Origin of the sequence: Streptomyces sp. PsTaAH-137, assembly GCF_003259365.1 — a bacterium.
GTDB lineage: Bacteria > Actinomycetota > Actinomycetes > Streptomycetales > Streptomycetaceae > Streptomyces.
This window is the reverse complement of the sequence record NZ_QLLY01000016.1, coordinates 174482-193857: the sequence shown is the minus strand read 5'-3', so window position 1 is coordinate 193857 and position 19376 is coordinate 174482. Positions and strand designations below refer to the sequence as shown.

Genomic DNA, 19376 nt, shown 5'->3' with positions numbered 1-19376 from the left:
ACGCGCACCACTGTGCGCACCGGTTTGCGCACCACTTTGATCGTGATCCACCCGAGACCTTCACCCCCACAACTGGTGCGCCCAGTGGTGCACCCCGGTGGGTTTGGTCATGGCATCAACTCGTTCCTCCCCTCAGGAGATCTGATGCCATCAACCACGGAGAAGGCGCCGCCGACGGCTGCCGGTGTCGAGCTCGCTCGCACCCGCCGCACCGTCCGGCTCGGTCGCGCCGGAGTGTGGGCCTGCCTGATGGCCGGGCCCGCTGCGCTCGCTCTCGCCCTCACCCAGCCCGCCACCACGGTGGTCGCTCAGGCCGCCCCCGCGCCCGCCCGCACTGCGGCAGCTGCACCGCTGGCGGACCCGTCCGGTTATGCCGCCGAGTTCGTCGACGCGTGGCTGCGCGCCGACGCCGACCACCCCGACAGCCACGACGCCGTGCGTGCCCTGCGGATGGGACCGGACGTGGCGCTGCCCGAGCCGGCCGAATCCGCCAAAGCACCGCGGACGGTCAGCGCCGTGCGCAGCGTGCCGCGCACCGGTGGCCGGTGGTCGGTCACCGTCGCCGCGCAGTACGCCGACGGCGTCCGCTACTTCGCCGTCCCCGTGACGTCGTCGGCGTCGGGCGACGCGGTCACGGTGGCCGGCGCTCCGGCGCTGGTGGCCGCGCCCGGTGCCGCGAAGGCAGCCCCGTCCGCGTACCGGGTGGATGTGCCGGACGGCCCGCTGGCGGACACGGTCGGCGACTTCCTGACCGCGTACCTCACCGGTAGCGGCGACGTCGACCGCTACCTCTCCCCCAGGACCGCGCTGTCGGCCGTCAGCCCGGCCGTGGCCGAGGAGGTGGATGTCGATGTGGTGAGCGCGCGCGAGGAGGCGGCGGCCGCGGAGTCCGTCCCCGCGGACAGGGTCCGTGTGCACGTCCAGGCCGGAACACGGACCCTCACCAACGCCGGGGTGTGGCCGCTGTCCTACGAGCTCACCCTCACCGCGCGGGGCGGGCGCTGGGAGATCACCGCGCTGACGTCGGGCGGGGGTGCGGCGAAGTGAACACGCTGAACCATGTGGTCCTGGCGGGCGCGCTCGATGACCTCGGCAACGGGTGGATCGGCATGTTCAAGGGGTGGGCCAACAACGGTCTCAAGGTCGCCCTGGTCGTCATCGTCCTGTACGTGCTGGTCACCCGCTTCAGCCTGAAGGCCGGTGTCGGCGCGATGCTGCTGATGGTGCTGGCGCTGGGCATCTACAACGCGCGTGAGGACCTGGCCGACAAGGTCGAGGACGAGGTCAAGAACCCCGCCCACGGCGCCGCCCAGCAGCACGTGCCCTACCCGGCGAATGAGCTGGCGCCCGGGGTGCGCGTGCCCGGCCTGGGCGGAGGCGCGGCATGAGCGCGGCCGCCGGACCGGCACGGGCGACCCGCTACTACACGAGCGCACGCCGTCTGCCGTGGGTGATCGGCAAGTTCGCCGACTGGAAGATCCCGTTCGGGCCGTTCAACGCGGTGCAGATCGCCGTCATGTCGCTCGGCGGACTGCTGCTGGTCAAGTCCGCTTCTGTCTGGTGGTCGTTCACCGGCCCGGTGCCGGTGGTGGCGTGGCTGGCCGTGATCTTCGTGTGCCGCCGCCACAAGGTTGCCGGCCGCACGCCGGTCGGCTCGGCGCTCGGCGTCGTGGCCCGGGCCATGCAGCCCGCCGGAGGCCGTACGGGAGGCCGGGCCGCCCGCGACCGGCGCCCGCAGCCGCTCACCGGAGTCTTCACGCTGCAGGACCTCACGCCGCCCGCCGGAAAGGTGCCGGTGCCAGCCGCAGCCGCGCCGCACCGAGCAAGTCGCACCGAACGCCAACCCCGGCCCTCCGCGGAGCGACCGGTCACCAAGCGGACCGCCGCCGCACCAGCGATCGCTCCCGCGACCGTCCGTCGGTCCCTCTCCCCCGTCCAGGCCGCCCTTCTCGCCGCCAAGGAGCAGAGCTGATGCGCATTCCGATCCGGCACATCGCCGGTCACCTGCTGTGGTCCACCGAGGGCCACACATGGGCGATCTACCGCCTGCACCCCGAGCCGGGACAGGTGGGACACAGCACCGATGCCGTCACCGGCGCCTACCAGGCCGCCGCGGTACGCGAGGAGCAGCTGCAGCGCATCACGCAGCTGGTGCGCTCGCTGTCCGGCCAGCCGCGCCTGTTCGGGCTGTGCGCGCAGGTCGACCCCTCCGAGGTCGCGTGGCGGATGCTGGATGGTCTGCACGAGGAGTCCGGCGAACTGCAGGCCGCGGCACGGCCGTGGCTGGAGCACGTCGAGGCCGCCCTTGACGTACTGGACGGCGCGGAGATGCACCGGCGCACCTTGTGGCTGGCCGTCCCGCTGTCGCAGGAGTCCACGGGCCGCCGGGGCCTGATGGGATCCGGGCTGGGCGCGGGTGCGTTCGGTGAGCTGTCCGACTCCCTGGGGCTGACGCCCGCCCCGGTCAGCGAGACCGATCTGGCGCGCACTCAGGAGTCGGCGCGGCAGGTCGAGGCGCAGATCGCCGGTGCGCTCCCCTTCCGCCGCGCGACACCGGCGGAGATCGTGTGGCTGGTCCAGCACGCGCTCCACCGCGGAATCCGTGAACCGCTCCTGACCGACGCGTCCCGCAGCACCCTGTACGCGGGACGGGTCCGCGATGGGCGGCTGGTCTGCCCCAGCTATGCCGATCTCGGTCAGGTACGTCTTGAGGAGGGCGGCCGCCCCTACCCCGCCACCGACCAGCCCGGGGAGCAGGGTGGTTGGCAGCAGGCGCTGCGCAGCCTGCGCGGCGGCCGCGGCAGTAGCCGAGGTCGTGGCGGGAAGCTGACCGCCCGGCAGTGGTGGAAGGAGAGTGTCTCTCCGCTGCAGCGGCGCTGGCTGCAGGTCGAAACCGAGGACGGGACCGGCTACCAGGCGCAGTTGGCGCTGGCCGAGGCGCCGCCCGCCGTGTCGGTGCAGGCCGCGGATCTGTTCGCGCAGCTGGAGGCGCTCGACTTCCCCGTCGACTTCACCGTCAGCCTCTCTCTGGTCGAGGCGGAGGAGGCTCGGCGCAAGATCCAGCGCAAGCGCAACGAGCTGGTCGACCAGGTCGATCAGTACGACGCCCGCCCCACCGGTCTGCCCTCCGATCTGCCCGAGGCAGCCCGCGATCTCAAGGAGATGGACGGCCGCTTGGCCCACAACTCTTCGGAGATCGAGGTGCAGTCGGTAACCGTCCTGACGGTGTGGGCGCCGACTGCGGAGCTGTGCGACGCACGGGCCCGGGCGCTGGAGAAACTTTTGTCGGGGGCGAATTACCGGCTGGTGCGCCCGGTGGGACGTCAGCAGGACCTGTTCTGGCTCGGCCTGCCCGGCAGTGTCCAGCCGCTCAGCGTGGGTGAGTTCACCCAGCACCAGCTCGCCGAGGACTGGGCCACCTGCGGGGCGTTCACCCGCTGCGAGGCCGGCGACCCGGCCGGGATGCTGCTCGGCCAGGACCTGGACTGCGGCACCACTCGCCCGGTGATGATCAACGTGTCCGATGCGCCGAAGCACGATGCCTCCGCCTCCCTGGCTGTGGTCGGGGATCTCGGCGGCGGCAAGAGCGTGCTGGAGAAGCTGGTCGAGTCCGCGACGATCGACCGGGGCGGCCGCGCGATCTGTATCGACCGCACCCCGGGCCGGGAGTGGGCGCGCTTCGCCCGCGGCTCCGCCAAGGGACGCTGCCAGATCATCGACGCGGCCCGCGCCGAGCTGTCCATCGACCCGCTGCGCGTCTTCCCCGGGCCCGAGGGCCGCCAGTACGCGCTCAACTACCTCACCCTGCAGCTCGGGATCGGGGCGATGAGCCTGCAGGGCGAGGTGCTCTACCACGCGGTCGAGCAGGCGGCCGGGGGGCCGGAGCCGTCGATGGCGAAGGTCATCGACTGCCTGGGCCGGATCGCCGCATCCGGGGAGGGCGAGCGTGCGGACGCGGCGACGTCGACAGCGGGGATGCTGCGGCTGGTCACGACCAACCCGCTGGCCGCGATGGTGTTCGACCCCACGCTGCCCGTCGCCTGCCTGGACGGCGACGCCACCGCCGACCTCATCGTCATCACCACGACCGGGCTGACCCTGCCGCCGAAGGAAGCGTTCGAGAAGCCCGAGATCCTCGCCCATCAGCCGTTGGAGGCCCTGATCGGACGGGCGGTGCTGTATCTGATCGCCGCGATGGCCCGCCAGGCCGCTTTCTCCGACCCCGAACGGTTCTGCGCCGTGGTCACCGACGAGCTGTACTGGCTGACCAGTTCCGCCGAGGGCACCGCGCTGGTCCACGAGATCCTGCACGACGGCCGCAAGCACAACGCTGGTCTCGCCGCGGGCGCCCACGACGCCAAGGAACTCGGCCCCGACCGCAACCTGTTCGCCTACAAGGCGCTCTCCCGCACCACCGACCGCGCATCGGTCCGACGCGGCCTGGACTTCATCGGCCTGGACAGTAGCGACGACGCCCTCGTGCGCACCGTCACCGACCTCTCCCCCGTCGGGGTGCCCGAGCGAGCCGGCGAGATGTTCCTGACCGGCCCCCGCAACAACACCGGCCGCATCAAGGTCCGCATCCCCGCCGTCCCCCGGATCGACGACCACATCCGCACCACGCCCGGCGACAAGCAGCGGCCCACGCCCAACGCTCCGGCCACCGCTGCAGCCGACACCCAGGAGGTCTCCTCATGACGATCCGCATGTGGGAGCGCCGCCGCCGCGCCGCCGGCTTCGCGCTCGTGGCGTCCGTGGTCGCGCTGCTGATCACTGCAATCAGCTTCGTCGGCGCCCTGCCGGGCCTGCCGGCGATGTGGTGGCCGAAGACCGGAAGTGCCTTCGCCGCCGCCCAGGAGACAAGCGCCCACAGCTCCGTTCACGGATCCGACGCGTGCGACGCGGTGGTGGGACCGGCCCACGGCTACTGCCTCGGCGCCCCGGCCCCGGACGCTGTCCCTGGCGATCTGCTGTCGTTCGCCCATGCGTGGCCGTTCGGCGTGCTCGCCGTCGGCATCGTCACCCTGGTCCTCGTCACCCGCCGTACCAGGGGGCTGTGATGAGGCGCCCGGACCGCGGCACGCTGCGCGCCGCCGCCTTCACCGCCCTGCTGGTGACCGTGTTCCTCACGGTGAACACCTCGGTGGCCCAGGCCGCCGACGGCACGACGGGCGGGGGGCTGCTCTCCCCACTGGAGCTGGACACCTCCGAAGGCGTCTCCCTCAAGGGCTACGAACTCGGCTCGCAGGGCGGCAGCGTGCTCGACTTCACCTCTCAGGTCACCTCCATGATCATGAGCGGGCTGTTCACCGTGGTCCGGGTCCTGGTGGGTCTCGCGTGCTGGGCTGTTGAGGTCGCCTACCGCTTCCCGCTGCTCAAGCTGCTGGCCCGCCCCGCCCAGCGGCTGTCCGAGGTCTACGAGGACGTCGTCGTCGACTCCCTCGGCCTCAAAGGCCTGTTGCTTGCGTGGGCGTTCGTGTTCGGCCTGGTCATGGTCGTACGCGGCAAGCACGCCAAGGGCTTCGGAGAGATCGGCCTCACGCTCGTGATCGGCGCATTCGCCGCCTCCGTGTTCGTCACCCCGACGTTCCTGCTCGGCAAGGACGGCCCGATCCTGCAGGCGCAGTCTGCCGCCGCCGAAGTCGCCCAGAAGACCGTCGACGCCCACTCTTGGGGCGGCAAGATCGGCTCCGACGACCCGTGTGCCGGGATGTCGGGCCCGGCACTTCAGAAGTGCTACGGCATCCAGGACGCGCAGACACCGACCGGCCAGAAGATCGCAAAGCCGATCCAGGACGCGGTCACCAACGCCACCGTCGTCAAGCCGTTCATGCTGCTGGAGTACGGGCGCATCCTCGACCCGGGCAAGGCCGCGGACCGCAAGGCCTACCAGGTGCACCTCAAATGGGTGTCCGGCGGCTACAAGAAGCAGGCGGACAAGGACGGCGAGAAGGAAGACGACCCGTGCGACGGGATCGCCGGCCCCGGCAAGGCCTACTGCGAGCGTGAAACGGGCCCGGGCACCCTGCCATCGGGCAAGAAGGTCCTCGACACCCTCGAAGACCTCACCCCGGGCGGGAAGCTCCTCGATGAGGTCGCGCCCATCCTGTCCAAGGACGACCAGCAGTTCGCCGCGTTCCTGAAAGACCTGAAGGCGGCCGGACCGGTCGGCAAAGAGTGCGCCGACTACGCGGAGCAGCCGTCCTGGTGGCGAGTGGCCTCCGTCGTGATGGTGTTCATCGCCGCGCTGCTGATCTGCGCACTGCTGCTCTCCGCCGCGGTGGTGCTGCTGGGCACGTCCGCGGTGTGTGCGGGGGCGGCTGCGGCGGGCGGTGTGACGTTCGTGTGGGGGATGCTGCCCGGCCCGAGCCGCACGGTGGTGTGGAAGTGGCTAGCGCTGTTCGGCATCGCGATGGGCGTCATCATGGGCGTTTCCGCGTTCATCCCGGCCGTGGGCATCACGATCGATGTCGTCTTGACCGACGGTCCCGATCTCATGGCCGAACGGCTGCTGCTCATCGACGTCCTGGCGCTGGTCGGTCTCGCCTTCCACCGCCGCCTCCTCGCCATGGTCGTGTCGTTCAGTCAGCGGCTCACCCTGCGCATGCGCTACGCCAAGGTCGGCGGCAGCCACATGGCAGGCGACTCCCAGCTCGGCGCCGCCCTGGCGATGTCCATCGGCAGCGGCGCGCAAGGAGGCGTGCTCACCGGTTCCCCGCTGCGCGGACGCGGCGCCACAGGCCTGAGCTACGGCACGAGCGCACTGCTGCGCGGATCCTTGGCCGGGCTGGCCGACGGCACGGGCATGCCCGGTGACTCGCGGCGGCTGCTGGCCGACGCGAACGCCGAGGCCTCGCGAGGTCTGGCCCCGATCGGTCTGGCCGTCGCCGGAACCCGGATCGCCGCCGGTGCCGCATGGGCCGGTCTCGTCGGCAAGAACCCCGGCGAGGACAAGCTGGCGACCCTGCGCAAACCCACCGCGGACGGAGACGAAGGCGACACGGTAGCGGCGGGCAATGAGGCCCGGCTCCGCAGCGCACGCTCGGCGGCCGACGGCCCCCAGGACCGCTACCGCGACGAGAACGGCCGCATCGTCAACGCCGAGACCGGGGAGGTGCTGCTCGACCAGAACACCGACCGCACCCTGTTGTCCACGCGCGCCCACAACCGGCTGGTGCGGCTGCGCGGCTACCGCATCGCCCACCAGGGCGGCCGGATGCTGTACGGGGCGACGCTGGGTCTGCCCGCGACCGCACGCACCACCAAGGCCGATGCCTCGCAGGCCACGACGGACGCCCGGCAGCAGTTGCGGGTGTGGGGCAACACGGTGCGCCGCGACGGCCAGGCGTGGGCCAACATGCTGCAGCAGCCCGCCGAAGGGCCCCAGGCCACCGGCCGCCGCCTCACCCCACCCACCCCGGTACGGCGTACAACGACTGCACCAGCTCCGGCTCCGGCCCCGGCTCCCGGGGGCACCGCGGCGCGAACCGCGTCTGTCCGGCCGGGCCGTGGTGGCGTGGCCGCCCCCACGTGGGCCGATATGACCGCACCGTCCGGGCCGGCTGCTCCCGGCCCCCGGCGGCCCGCCCCGCCGGCGTCGAGTGAGCGTGCTACGCCGCCCGCTCCCAAGCCGAGCACTGGACGGGTGCGAGCACCCCGGCCCCGGTCCCGGACTGGCTTGGGATCCACGGAGGCGTCCCGTCGGCAGGCCGAGGCGATGTTCCGCCGCATTGAGGACAGCAACAACGTCAACCCGCCTGCCCGTCCGGACAGCGGCAGCACCGACGGCGAGGGGGGCCCGGCATGACCGTGCACCGTGTGGGGCCCGCCAGACGCTGGCTCAAGTGGGCCCTGGTCACCGGCGCGCTGCTGGCCATGACGGCGTGCTGCATGGCGCCGCTGTCCGGCGCGGCCGCCCGGCTGACGCTGCTGACCCAGCAGGCAGAAGCCGATACCGGCCTGGCCGGGGCGGGCACCAGCGCGGACATCCCCCCGCGCATGCTGCAGGCCTACAACAACGCCGTACAGCACATCGGCGACGTCGTCCCCAAGTGCCGGGGCATGCGCTGGCCGATCCTGGCCGGCATCGCGAAAGTCGAGTCCAACCACGCCGCCGAACGTGACATCGCAGGAAACGGCGACATCCGGCCCCGGATCTACGGGCTGCTGCTCAACGGCTCCGGCGCCGGAGGCAACACGTCGGTGTTCAACGACACCGACAGCGGTAAGTGGGACGGCACGCCGTTCGGTGAACGAGCGGTGGGCCCGTTCCAGTTCACGCCCGCCACCTGGGAGTCGAACGGCCAGGACGGCAACGCGGACGGCGTCCGCGACCCGCACAACGCCGACGACGCCGCGCTCGGCGCCGCCGCCTACCTGTGCGGGCGCGGCCGCAACCTCGCCCGCACCGACCAGCTGCGCGCCGCAATCTTCCAGTACAACCACAGCAGCGAGTACGTCGCCAACGTCACCGGCTGGATCAGCCAGTACAGTGCCGCGGCCGACAGCAACGTCAGCCTGAAGAACGTCACCGGCAAGGCGCGCATCGTGCTTGAGTCGGCGCTCGCCCAGCGCGGTGTCCCCTACTCCTGGGGCGGCGGCAACGCGAATGGCAAGAGCCCCGGCGTCTGCTGCTCCCCCAGCGGCAAGTCCGGCGCCCCGATCACCGGCTTCGACTGCTCGGGGCTGACCACCTTCGCCTTCGCCCGCGTCGGGATCCGGCTGCCGCGCACGGCGGCCGCCCAGGCCGGACGCGGCAAGCGGATCCCCGCATCGTCCGGCCAAAGTGCCCTGCAGCCCGGGGACTTGGTGTTCTTCGGCTACGCGGGCGGCCGCGACTCCACGATCTACCACGTCGGCATCTACCTCGGCGGCGGACAAATGATCAACGCTCCCCGGCCAGGCACGAACGTGCGCCAGGACCCCGTGGACGCCATGCCCGGCTACGCGGGAGGGGCTCGACTGCTGTGACCACCTCCTACGTCAGGCCTACCGGACAACGCCCTCGGTTTCCCTGGCTCTTGCTCGTTCTCAGCGTGGTCTGCGCTGTGGTCGCCTGGCCACTGGTGTCCTCCCTGATGGACCCGCCGCACCCGAGCGCGGATGCACCCCCCTCCGGCCACGTGGTGCCGAACAGGCAGACGCTCCCGAAGGCCCAAGCGACCTCGGCACCGGCTCGACTCACCGCTCGGCGCCCGACACGGTCTCCGGCGAGCTCCCCCGCCCCGCCCCCGGCGTCGGTGACGGCGCCGCGGCCCGGGACAGGGGAGCTGCCGCCGCGAGGCGAAGGACGATCCGGTGACAAGGCCATCCAGCAGCTGCTGGAGAGTTCTTGGCCTGCCGATCTGCCGCCCGCGCAGGAGCGTCTGCTCGTGAGTGAGGGACGCAAGGTGCTTCTGGCCGACCTGACAGGCCAGGGCCGCAGCGCCTACCCCACCGCGTTTGAGGACGCCCAGCCGACGGCGGCCGCCGTCGCCCCAGCCTTCACCCGCATCCGGATCCAGGCAGTCATCGCCCGCCAGGGGCCGTCGCCCGGCCAGGCGGTCGTGCACCTGGTGTGGGCCGCCGCCGACCGCGGCGGCACCTACACCGACGGCCGGATCACCGACATCACCTTCCACCACGCGCAAGGAGACACCGCATGGCTGCCGCAGCCCCCGGCCACCACCTGACCACGATCGCCCTGCCCGATCTCGCCGACGTCGCTTTCTCGTTCCTGCACGCCATGTGGTGGCTGGCCGTGCACTGGTACGTCGCCGTTCCCCTGGTGCTGCTGGGCTGGACCGTGTGGGAGGCAATCCTGCGCAAGCTGGCCGCGAAGGCGTCAGCGGAGCGCTGCGCGCTGACCGTGACGCCGGCCGGCTACTTCGACCCGGACGAGGAACGCATCTGGCGTCAAGGCGTCAGCGTGCTCCATGCCGGAAACGCGATGCCGTGGTGGGCGCCCAAGCGCAGCCGCAGTGTGCGTATCCGCCTGCGCTCCGACGAACACCATCCCCTGGCCTACCAGCTCGAAGGACCGCCCGGAGCTGCCAAGTACCTGCAGACCAGCCCGTTCGGTCAGGACGTGTCCATCACTCCTGCGGACCGCAGGGGCGCGGGCGACGACGCGCGGGAGTTCGTGATGCGCGGCGAGCTGCTGCTGCACGGCAACCCGGCGACCTGGATGCGCAAGGTGCCGCTGGATCCGGACCCGCTGCAGCCCCTCGTGGATGCCGTCTCCGCACTCAAGGCCGGGCTGGGCGACCTGGTCGAGGTCTCCATCGACCTGCAGAGCGTCTCTCGCTGGACCCTGCGCATGCAGCAGCTGAAGATCGTGCAGCGCAAGAAGGCCATCGAGCAGCGTGAGACGTTCGCCGCCTCCCGCAGTGCTGCCCTGGCACACAGCTCAGTGCGCTCGCTGGTGAGCGGCGCCCACCATCAGGAGCGTGCGCCGATGGTCGTGCCCGCCGGACGGTTCGACCGGGACAAGGCGCTGGGCAGACTGGCGCGGGACACCGACATGGCGCGCGTGCAGATCCTGATCCGCTGCGCCTCCAACAGTGAGGAGCGGGCCCGCGCACTGAGGGCGCAGGTCTGCGCGAGCTTCAAGGTGTTCGGCAAGGAGGTGCGGTGGTCGCCGCGCGGGCTGCGGATCCTCGGGTGGACGTGGGGATGCGATCAGTGGCCGCTGGTCAAGGGCTGGCAGCAGCGGTGGGACAGCGGACAGCTGCGCCCCGCGCGCTCGAATGTGGCCACCCTCAGCGAGCTGGCCGGCCTGCTCAAGCCACCCACCAAGCACTGCCGTCTGCCGCTGCTGGCCGCTCAGCTGCCCACCTTCACCGCAGACGACGCGAGCCAACTGCTTCTGCAGGGAGCGGTGATGGAGGCCGACGGCACCCGCCGCCTCATCGCCACCAACGAGGCCGAGACGCTGTTCGAGATCGGGCTGGGCAAGGCCGGCGGCGGGAAGACCGAACGCGCACTCGCCCAGGCCATCATGGTCGCGCACGCGGGCGGCGGCCTGCTCTATGTCGACCCGCACCGCGATTCCTGGAACCGCGCCACCCGCTATCTCGCCCACCCCGGCATCATCGACCGCATCCAGGTGATCGACCTCAACCCCGGCACCGACACCCAACCGGTGGGGGCGTGGAATCTGCTCGACATGAGCACCGGCCGGTCCCGAAGCGACGTCGTCTCCGCCGTCGTCGACGGCCTGGCCGCCGGAATGAAGTGGGACGACACCAGCACCCCGCGCGGCCTGACCATCCTCACCTCATGCGTCCAGGCCCTGTGCGCCCTCAACGACCGCATCTGCCACGAGGGCGCACCGCGCGCCCAGGCCACCGTGTTCCACATCCGGCCGCTCCTGACCGACACCGCTTTCCGCGACAGCGTCCTCGCCGCGGTGCGCGGCCGCATCAGCGACGACGCCGTGGCCTGGTGGCGCACCGTGTTCCCCACCCTGAGCCCGGACGCGTTCGGCATCATCCTCAACCCCCTGACCCGCCTGGCCGACAACCCCACCTACTTCGCCTTCCTCGGCCAGCCCGTCAGCCGGTTCGACCTGCGCACCGCGATGGACACGCGCCGCATCGTGTGGGTGTGCACGGCCGGGAACAGCCCCGTCGACCGGCTCGTGTCCTCACTGATCGCGCACGAGCTGCTGCGCGCCGGCCGCTCGCGCCGCGACACCCCGCCGGAGGGCCGGGCACCGTTCCGCGCCTACCTGGACGAGCTGATCACCATCGCGGGCAACGCTCCCGAGTCGACCGCCGCGATGTTCGAGGATCTGCGCAAGTTCGGTGTCCGCGTGCACGGCATGTCCCAGTCCCTGTCCCGGCTGCCGCAGTCCGTGCGTGACGCGCTCCTGCAGAACGCATCCACGCTGGCCACGACGACCGGTTCCCGCAAGGTCGTCTCCGACATGACACAGGAGTGGGGCGAGCGGCCCGGCGCCGATCAGGTCATGGCGCTGCCGCGCTTCCAGCACTACGCGCTGTTCACCGTGGGCGGCCAGCGCATCGGCCCCGTGAAGGTCCAAGGCATCCACCTCGATGACGACCTCAAGTCCCTCGCCCGCGGGGCCAAGCAGGTCAGCAAGCTGGTGGACGCCGCCCATGGTGCTGCGGGCAGTGCCCCGCTGGCCCGGCAGGCCGAGCGCGCCGCCGGTCAGCTCACCCGCGTGAAGGAGCACTGCGCAGCCGTCTCGCTGACGAAGGACCCTCGCCCCAGCGGCGCCGCGGCGGCCGGGAGCACGAGCCCCGGATCGAGTACCGGGAACTGGAATGAAGTCACGTGAGCGACGCGGACAGCTCGTCGGGGAGCGGCTACATCAGCGACGGCGCCTGAAGTGACCGTCTTTGTACAGCTGGTAGATGATCCAAGGCATCACGACGAAAATCACCAGAATCGTAAACGTCCAGTTGAACCAGGCCGACCCGTCCGGTCGCGGGTCCTGGGCCAGCACAAGAGACCACTCGTGAAGTAACGGCATTCCGTGCCTGTACCCCCAGCCCGCGCACGAACACAGCCAGCAACGGCGACGAGTCACGAACGACCGTACATAAAGGTCACTTTCGGATCTTGCCGACAGCAACAAGTCGACATTGCAGCCGAGTTACGTCAACGCACGCAGCAAATCTGTCACGGAGGCGGCTTATCGATCAGAAAGGCTTGTACCTATGCGGGTGTTGACGCTTAGGGTGTCAACCGTTACGCAACGTATCAGCGCAGCTCGCAGGGGCTGGCCCCGCTCCGCACGCACCCGCTGTGCGAATGGAGACCGCCGGGCCGCCCAGGCCTTACGGGGAGACATCATGACCCGAGCAGCACGTCCTGCCGCATATGCCGGGGTTCACAAGCGAAAAAGCGGACGCTCTTTCGGTGCAGTGGCCACCGCCCTCGCAGCGCTCGCCCTCACGTCCTGCTCCGGGGGCGACAGCAAGGGCCCAGAGGCCACGCTCGACCCAGCCGAACCGAGCAAGACCGCGACCAGCACCGCCCCCAGCCCCACCGAGACGGACCCCGACGCGGCATTGAAGAAGGTCGTGCTCGACACGTACGCACGCATGTGGGAGGAGCAGGCCAAGGCCTACTCCAAGGCCAGCATCGAAGGCACCCAACTGCGCCGCTACGCCGCCGGTGCTGCCCTGGCCGATACCGAGGTCACGATGGACACCTTCCAGAAGGAAGGCCTGGTGACGAAGGGCGCGCCCACCCACGACGTCACCGTGACGGGGCTGAAGCCGAACAAGAAGGTGCCCTGGGCCAGCCTGACCGACTGCATGGACACCACCGGCTGGAAGTACCTGGACAAGAAGACCGGCAAGCCGGCCGAGATGCCGAAGAACCAGGTCCTGAAGTACGTGACGAAGGTCCAGGCCGAGCGGTGGGGGGGAACGTGGAAAATCATCGTCGTAGATCCGTCCGCTACCTCCTGCTGACCGGTCTCCTCGGCCCGGCCGTGCTTTCCCCGGCACAGGCCTCCGTCGCCGACGTGCCCATGAATGTCGGGTGCAGCAAACAGACGCGCTTCGTCACCTGCAACGCCAGCGGTAACAACCGCACCAGCGGATCTTCCGGCCACAAGGGAACCTCGCAGGCTGCTGGCAGCAACAAGGGCGGTGGCAAGGGGCCGAAGTGCACCATGAAGAAGATGGTTCCGCAGCCGCCGCCCGGCAGCGCGCTGTGGAAAGGCGAGGGAAAGATCGTCTACCAGCAGGTTTGTCCCGACGGGCCCAACTCGGCACTGACCGGGCCGGTCGGCGTGGATGCCGGCGCCCCTGCCGTGGATCCTGCCGTCGTGGCTGCGCAGGCCGTCGACAAGATGGAGCTGCTCGGCCCGCAGGTCGCCAGCCCCCGCGCGGGTGCGAGGTACACCGTCGGGGTTCCGGTGTGGATGTGGGTGACGCCGTCCGCGTCGACGTTCGGGCCGAACTCGGCGTCGGCGTCCGCGGGCGGTGTGACGGTCACCGCCAAGGCCGAGGTCTCCAAGATCGTGTGGGACATGGGCGACGGCGAGAAGGTGACCTGCACCGGGCCGGGCACGCCGTTCAAGAACACCCGTCACGGCGTCGAATCGCCGGACTGCGGCCATATCTACCAGCAGCCCTCCACCCGCAAGGCGGGTGCGAAGTACCGGCTGACGGCGACCGCGTACTGGGACGTGACCTGGCAGGCCACCACGGGCGAGGCCGGGCAGATCCCCACCACCCGGCAGACAGATGTGTCGTTCACGGTGGGCGAGCTGCAGTCGGTCGGCAGCTGAACCGTGTCGAGGAACTTGGAACGATGAGAGGTAGAACGTGAGCAGGACGGATGTGCCGCCGCAGGCCTCCCCCGTGCAGATGCCGACCGCGCCTGCGGCCGCGCCGGTTCAGGCGAAGTGGCAGGCCCGCAGGCGCAGGCCGGGCATGCTCGCCGTCGCGGTGGCCTGCATCGCCGCGTGCGCGGCGGGCAACTGGTGGTACTGGACCGAGAACGGCCAGCGTCAGCCCATCATCGAGATCGCGCACGAGATTCCGGCCGGCAGCGTCATCAAGGACTCCGACCTGCGCGAGGCCTCCGTGGCGGTCGACCCGTCGATGCAAGTCGTCGGGATCCAGCAGCGTGACCAGGTCGTGGGGATGCGGGCCATCTCCACCCTGCAGGCCGGATCGCTGCTGCACCCCAAAGAGGTCACCAACAAGACACTCGTGAAGGGCAACGAGCAGCTGGTCGGTATCGCGCTGAAGCCAGGCCAGTTGCCCGACAGCAGCCTGCGGCCCGGCGACCGGGTGCAGGTCGTGTTCACCAGCGACGACCCCGCCGCCGACGATGCCAAGACCGGTCCGGGATCCGTGCAGGCCCGCGTCGTCCGGGTCGGCGCGGCACGGGAGTCGACGGGCGAGCGCGTCGTCGACGTCGCGGTGGACTCCAAGCAGGGCCCGATGCTCGCCGCCCAGGCCGCCGCCGGTGACGTCGCGCTGGCCGTGAACGGGGCGGGCAACTGATGGCGGTCATCGCCATGGTCGGTCTGCCCGGCGCCCCCGGAGCCACCACCTCAGCGCTCGCCCTGCACCGCAACTGGCCCGTGGACGGCGACCGGTGGGTGCTGCTCGCCGAGTGCGATCCCGACGGCGGCGCGATCCTGGCCGGCGCTCTGGAGGGCCGTCTCCAGGTGGATGTGGGGCTGCGGCATCTGGCCGTGTCCCTGCGCGGCGATCAGAGTCTTCAGGATGCGTTCTGGAAACAGCTGGTGCGCCTGTCGGACGACAGCTCGCCGGGCGAGCGCCGCCAGATGCTGCTGCCCGGCCTGACCGCCATGTCCGAGGCGGCCGCGCTGGCGCCCGAGTGGCCGCAACTGGCCGAGCTCCTGGTGGCCATCGACCGGATGCCGCGCAACGCCCACGAGGTCATCATCGATCTCGGCCGTAACGGCGCCTACGGCCCCTCACGGGTCCTGGCACAGCGTGCGGACCTGGTGTTGCTGGTGGTGCGGGGCACCGTGCGCAGTGTCAGCGCGGCCACCGGCCGTCTGCCCATGCTCCGCCAGGCGCTGGAGGGCGACCAGAACCGTCCCGCGCCCGCCCTGGGACTGCTGCTGATCGACGAGGGCCCCTACGGGCGGCGTGAGGTGGAGCAGCAGCTGGAGACGCCCGTGGTGGCCGTGCTGCCCTACCGCCCGGCTGAGGCCGCAGTGTTGTCCGACGGCGCTCCGGAAGGGAAGTTCGCGAAGACGCCGCTGATGAAGGCGGCCGCGGGCGCCATCACCCCGATCCGTCAGCACGTGGCCACCCGCCGCAAGGTGCTGTATTCGCCGGTGCAGCAGCGGCTGGAAGAGGTGCGCCGTGCGCGCTGAACCCGTCTACAACGGCCCGCCCCCGCGCCGCGTTGCCCACGACCCGATGACGCCCTCGGTGACCGGTCCCTACATCGGCCAGCAGGCACATGCTGTCGCGTCGCTGCCCTCTGCAGTGGTTGCTCAGCCGGTGGACTACCGCGCCGCTCAGGAGATCAAGCGCGTCGTGCTGAACACGCTCAGCGAGGAGGGCAAGCAGCGCGCCTGGGCGTCGGTGCAGGCCAAGGAGCAGCGGGGCCGTCAGCTGATCAATGAGCGGGTGGCGATCTGGGCCGATGCGCAGGGCTGGTCGACCGGTGGGGCGGTCAGCCAGAGCCTGGAGCAGGAGCTGGCCGCGCTCGCGTTCGACATGTGCTTTCGGGCCGGGCGCCTGCAGCGCTACCTCGATGACGAGCAGGTCGAGGACATCTGGCTGGAGGGCTCGCAGCGAGTCTTTCTGAAGTACGCCGGGCAGCGCGAGCCGGTCCGGGTGGCGCAGGTCGCTGACTCGGAGGACGAACTGCAGGAACTGGTGCGGGACTTGATCCGTGCTTCCGGGCAGAACGGGCGCACGTTTTCCACCCACTCCCCCGACGTCGAGCTGCGGCTTCCCGACGGCTCCCGCCTGCAGGCCCTGGGCCCGGAGATCACCGGCGGGTCCACGCACGTGACGATCCGCCGCCACCGCTACCGCACCATCGGTATGCGTGAACTCATCGATCTGGGCACCCTCAGCACTCAGGCCGCGGACCTGCTGACCGCGGCGGTGCGGGCCCGGCTGAATATCATGGTCGCCGGGGAGCAGTCGTCGGGGAAGACCACGCTGCTGCGGGTGCTGCTGCGCGAGATCAAGCCCACCGAGCGGTTCGGAACGCTCGAGACGACGTTCGAGGGGCTGGCCGATCCCGGCTACCACGAGCATGTGGTGCCGATGGAGGCCCGTTTCTCCAACGGGGAGCGGATCGGCCCGAACCAGGCGGCCGCCGGTGAGATCACGCTGATGGACTTGATGGTCAAGGCCAAGCGCATGTCGCTGACGCGGACCATCGTCGGTGAGGTCCGCGGGTCGGAGATCACCGCGATGATGCAGGCGATGACGTCGGACCGGCCGGGCAACATGTGCACCATCCACGCCTCGGAGCCGGCCGCGGTGTTCGACCGGATCGCGGAGCTGTATCTGCTGGCGCAGGCCAACTTCACTCCGGAGATCGCCTACCGGCAGATCGCCAACGGCCTGCACCTGATCGCGTTTTTGTCGGTCGACGACAGCGGTCCGGCCCCGCGCCGCTACCTCTCCCACATCTGGGAGATCACGGGTATCGGGCACGACGGGCGGCCCACCTACAACGAAGTCTTCGGTCCGGCAGACGACATCGACGGACCGGCCGTGCCCAAGGGCGCGCTCAGCGCCCGAAAGCGGCGCCGCCTGGAGAAAGCCGGAATGACCGCCGATCTACTGTCCGCGCAGGCCATGGCCTATCTCGGCACGGGAGGGACGACGTGATCACTTCCCTGTGGTGGATGGCCAACGGAACACTCCTCGGCCTCGGCCTGGTCCTGGCCGTCGCCGGGATCGTCGGCACCAGCCGTCCCAAGTCACCGCTGCCCTGGCAGGGCGAGCGCGGCGTGCTGGCGCGGCAGTTCGCCGCCCAGCGCCGGATCCTGCTCGGCGCGGCCGCGGTGGCGTTCGTGCTGGTGTGGCTGGTCACGGGCGTGCTGATGGCCGGTCTGATCGTCGGCGGAGCGGTCGCGGGTGGTCCATGGCTGCTGTCCGGTCCGGCTATGACGAAGGCGCAGATCGCCCGCCGCGATGCGCTGGGCGAATGGGCGCAACGCCTGTCGGAGATGGTGCGGCTGGGAAACGCGCTGGAGAAGTCGCTGATCGCTTCCCGTAAGCATGCGCCGGCGGCGCTGGCCGAGGAGGTGGGCGAGCTCGCGGACAAGATTCAGGCGCAGTGGCCCACCCATGAGGCGCTGGCGGACTTCGCGCGCGGCTTCGACGACGTGACGGGAGACAAGGTGTGCTCGGCGCTGATTCTGGCTTCGCAGGACCCGGGTCCGGGTCTGGCGCAGGCCATGGAGGACCTGGCGGCCTCGGTGCGTGAGGAGGTCAAGATGCGCCAGGGCATCGAGGCCGACCGGCAGAAGACCCGGACCACTGTGCGGACGCTGACGCTGATCACGCTGGGGATCGTCGCCCTGGGCTTCACGGTGCCGCAGTACACCGGCGTCTACGCCACGCTCATGGGCCAGCTGGTGCTGGCGGTCCTGGTCGGGTTCTTCGTCGCCACGCTGGTGTGGGTGCGCCGCCTGGCCACCCGCGGTCACACCCCCAGGGTGCTGGTCCCCGATCCGCGCAGTCCCGTGAAGACGCCGGAGCGCCCGCAAGAGGTCGACGCGATGGGAGTCCTGCGGTGAACTCACTGACTGCAGTGATCGTGTCGGGAGCGATCGGCGGCGCCGGGCTGGCTCTGCTGGTGGCCGAGCTGCTGCCATCGGCGCCCAAACTCGGCCCTGCGATGGCGCGCCTGCACCAGGCACCCACCGCCCAATTGCAGGCCGCCCCCCGGCCCACCTCCGCCCAGGCCCAGCTCGGTGCGTGGCTGGTGCGCAAGGTGCCCGTCACTCTGCCCCGCCGCGATCTGGATCTGCTGGGCAAGGCGGCCGAAGAGCACGTGCTGAACAAGGTGGTGCTGGCCCTGTTCGGGCTGCTCGCGCCGAGCCTGTTCATCGGTTCCTGGACGCTGCTGGGCCTCAACATCGCCCTGTACGTGCCGGGCATCATCGGGGTGCTGCTCGCCGCGCTGTGCTGGTTCGTGCCGGATCTGATGATCCGCCGTGACGCTGCCAAGGCGCGCGCCGAGGCCGCCCACGGCATCGCCGTCTATCTCGAGCTGGTCGCGCTGCGGCTGGCCGCCGGAATCGCGATCGAGTCGGCGCTGGAGCAGGCCGCGTTCGTCGGCAAGGGCTGGGTGTTCGTCCGGATCCAGGAGACGCTGATGCGCTCGCGGATAGAGCGCGGCCAGCAGTGGGCGGCACTCAAGGGACTCGGTGAGCGGCTGGACGTGCCGGTCCTGGCCGACGTCGCCGACTTCGTGCAGATGTCCACCCAGGAAGGCGCCTCCGTCTACGACACGGTCCGCCACCGCGCGGCCAGCCTGCGCACCGAACAGCTCAACGCCGAAGCCGCCTCCGCCAACGCGGACACCGAGAAGATGCAGGCCCCTCAGGCCGTGCTGTGTGTCCTGGTCATGGCGGCCATGGCGTTTCCCGCCGTCCTCAACGCCTTCAACCAGACCTCCTGATCCCTCTGTTGCCCGAAAGGAACGCCCCATGTCCGACCTGCTTTTGAAGACGAGCGCGAAGCTCGCGCAGATTCCCGCCGCGGTCAGTCGCCGCCTCGAGGAGGCGCGTACCGAGATCGACGAGCGCGGCGACCGCGGTGACAACCCTGTCGTCACCGTCATCCTGTGGGTGGCCGGCATCGGCATCGCCGTGACGATCGTGGCCGCTCTCGTCGCCCTCGGGATGCGGGCCAGCAGCAAGGTCGACAACGTGGATCTCGGCGGCTGAG

The 19376-nt window shown here is 70.6% G+C and carries 17 protein-coding genes; all 17 read left to right on the top strand.

The features are described from left to right. Window positions 1-144 precede the first annotated feature (144 nt). The 17 genes from K377_RS30775 (at window position 145) to K377_RS30695 (ending at window position 19375) form a co-directional block, all read left to right on the top strand. Entirely contained in the window at window positions 145-1047 is a 903-nt protein-coding gene (locus K377_RS30775) for a conjugal transfer protein (protein WP_111666836.1), read from the top strand. After that, window positions 1044-1388, top strand: a complete 345-nt coding sequence (locus K377_RS30770; RefSeq protein ID WP_181512681.1) for a hypothetical protein — start codon at window positions 1044-1046, stop codon at window positions 1386-1388. Before K377_RS30775 ends, K377_RS30770 begins: the two co-directional genes overlap by 4 nt. Continuing rightward, complete coding sequence (locus K377_RS30765; RefSeq protein WP_237551305.1) at window positions 1385-1972, top strand: hypothetical protein; 588 nt, start codon at window positions 1385-1387, stop codon at window positions 1970-1972. Before K377_RS30770 ends, K377_RS30765 begins: the two co-directional genes overlap by 4 nt. After that, window positions 1972-4698, top strand: coding sequence for an ATP-binding protein (locus K377_RS30760; RefSeq protein WP_111666835.1), 2727 nt, complete (start codon window positions 1972-1974; stop codon window positions 4696-4698). Before K377_RS30765 ends, K377_RS30760 begins: the two co-directional genes overlap by 1 nt. Then, entirely contained in the window at window positions 4695-5060 is a 366-nt protein-coding gene (locus tag K377_RS30755; protein ID WP_111666834.1) for a hypothetical protein, read from the top strand. The genes K377_RS30760 and K377_RS30755 overlap by 4 nt, the downstream gene beginning before the upstream one ends. Next, window positions 5060-7807 (top strand): hypothetical protein, encoded by a 2748-nt coding sequence (locus tag K377_RS30750; RefSeq protein ID WP_111666833.1) that lies wholly within the window; start codon window positions 5060-5062, stop codon window positions 7805-7807. Before K377_RS30755 ends, K377_RS30750 begins: the two co-directional genes overlap by 1 nt. Then, the gene (locus K377_RS30745) at window positions 7804-8970 is read left to right on the top strand and encodes a bifunctional lysozyme/C40 family peptidase (RefSeq protein WP_220093187.1); all 1167 of its coding nucleotides are present in this window, start codon (window positions 7804-7806) and stop codon (window positions 8968-8970) included. The genes K377_RS30750 and K377_RS30745 overlap by 4 nt, the downstream gene beginning before the upstream one ends. 401 nt (window positions 8971-9371) lie before the next feature. After that, a complete protein-coding gene (locus K377_RS30740; RefSeq protein WP_258395175.1) occupies window positions 9372-9671 on the top strand; it encodes a hypothetical protein in 300 nt (99 codons plus the stop codon). Beyond that, entirely contained in the window at window positions 9641-12283 is a 2643-nt protein-coding gene (locus tag K377_RS30735) for an ATP/GTP-binding protein (protein WP_111666832.1), read from the top strand. The genes K377_RS30740 and K377_RS30735 overlap by 31 nt, the downstream gene beginning before the upstream one ends. Window positions 12284-12872: 589 nt before the next feature. Then, window positions 12873-13427, top strand: coding sequence for a hypothetical protein (locus K377_RS30730; RefSeq protein ID WP_111666831.1), 555 nt, complete (start codon window positions 12873-12875; stop codon window positions 13425-13427). Next, entirely contained in the window at window positions 13385-14251 is an 867-nt protein-coding gene (locus tag K377_RS42475) for an ATP/GTP-binding protein (protein WP_237551304.1), read from the top strand. The genes K377_RS30730 and K377_RS42475 overlap by 43 nt, the downstream gene beginning before the upstream one ends. Window positions 14252-14288: 37 nt before the next feature. Next, window positions 14289-14975: an SAF domain-containing protein gene (locus K377_RS30720; RefSeq protein WP_146614785.1), complete on the top strand. Its 687-nt coding sequence runs from the start codon at window positions 14289-14291 to the stop codon at window positions 14973-14975. Then, entirely contained in the window at window positions 14975-15823 is an 849-nt protein-coding gene (locus K377_RS30715; protein WP_111666829.1) for a hypothetical protein, read from the top strand. The genes K377_RS30720 and K377_RS30715 overlap by 1 nt, the downstream gene beginning before the upstream one ends. Further along, window positions 15813-17306, top strand: coding sequence for a CpaF family protein (locus K377_RS30710; protein WP_146614784.1), 1494 nt, complete (start codon window positions 15813-15815; stop codon window positions 17304-17306). Before K377_RS30715 ends, K377_RS30710 begins: the two co-directional genes overlap by 11 nt. Further along, window positions 17303-18220 carry a type II secretion system F family protein gene (locus K377_RS30705; protein ID WP_258395174.1) on the top strand — a complete coding sequence of 306 codons (918 nt, stop codon included), beginning with the start codon at window positions 17303-17305 and terminating at the stop codon, window positions 18218-18220. Before K377_RS30710 ends, K377_RS30705 begins: the two co-directional genes overlap by 4 nt. After that, window positions 18217-19107: a hypothetical protein gene (locus K377_RS30700; RefSeq protein WP_258395173.1), complete on the top strand. Its 891-nt coding sequence runs from the start codon at window positions 18217-18219 to the stop codon at window positions 19105-19107. The genes K377_RS30705 and K377_RS30700 overlap by 4 nt, the downstream gene beginning before the upstream one ends. 28 nt (window positions 19108-19135) lie before the next feature. Next, a complete protein-coding gene (locus K377_RS30695; RefSeq protein WP_111666827.1) occupies window positions 19136-19375 on the top strand; it encodes a hypothetical protein in 240 nt (79 codons plus the stop codon). Window position 19376 lies beyond the last annotated feature (1 nt).

What these genes read in the sequence shown, in the direction of transcription:
- K377_RS30750 (WP_111666833.1), top strand. Translation starts at nt 5,060, where the DNA reads ATGAGGCGCCCGGACCGCGGCACGCTGCGCGCCGCCGCCTTCACCGCC.
- K377_RS30760 (WP_111666835.1), top strand. Translation starts at nt 1,972, where the DNA reads ATGCGCATTCCGATCCGGCACATCGCCGGTCACCTGCTGTGGTCCACC.
- K377_RS30745 (WP_220093187.1), top strand. Translation starts at nt 7,804, where the DNA reads ATGACCGTGCACCGTGTGGGGCCCGCCAGACGCTGGCTCAAGTGGGCC.
- K377_RS30775 (WP_111666836.1), top strand. Translation starts at nt 145, where the DNA reads ATGCCATCAACCACGGAGAAGGCGCCGCCGACGGCTGCCGGTGTCGAG.
- K377_RS30755 (WP_111666834.1), top strand. Translation starts at nt 4,695, where the DNA reads ATGACGATCCGCATGTGGGAGCGCCGCCGCCGCGCCGCCGGCTTCGCG.
- K377_RS30765 (WP_237551305.1), top strand. Translation starts at nt 1,385, where the DNA reads ATGAGCGCGGCCGCCGGACCGGCACGGGCGACCCGCTACTACACGAGC.
- K377_RS30735 (WP_111666832.1), top strand. Translation starts at nt 9,641, where the DNA reads ATGGCTGCCGCAGCCCCCGGCCACCACCTGACCACGATCGCCCTGCCC.
- K377_RS30715 (WP_111666829.1), top strand. Translation starts at nt 14,975, where the DNA reads ATGGCGGTCATCGCCATGGTCGGTCTGCCCGGCGCCCCCGGAGCCACC.
- K377_RS30695 (WP_111666827.1), top strand. Translation starts at nt 19,136, where the DNA reads ATGTCCGACCTGCTTTTGAAGACGAGCGCGAAGCTCGCGCAGATTCCC.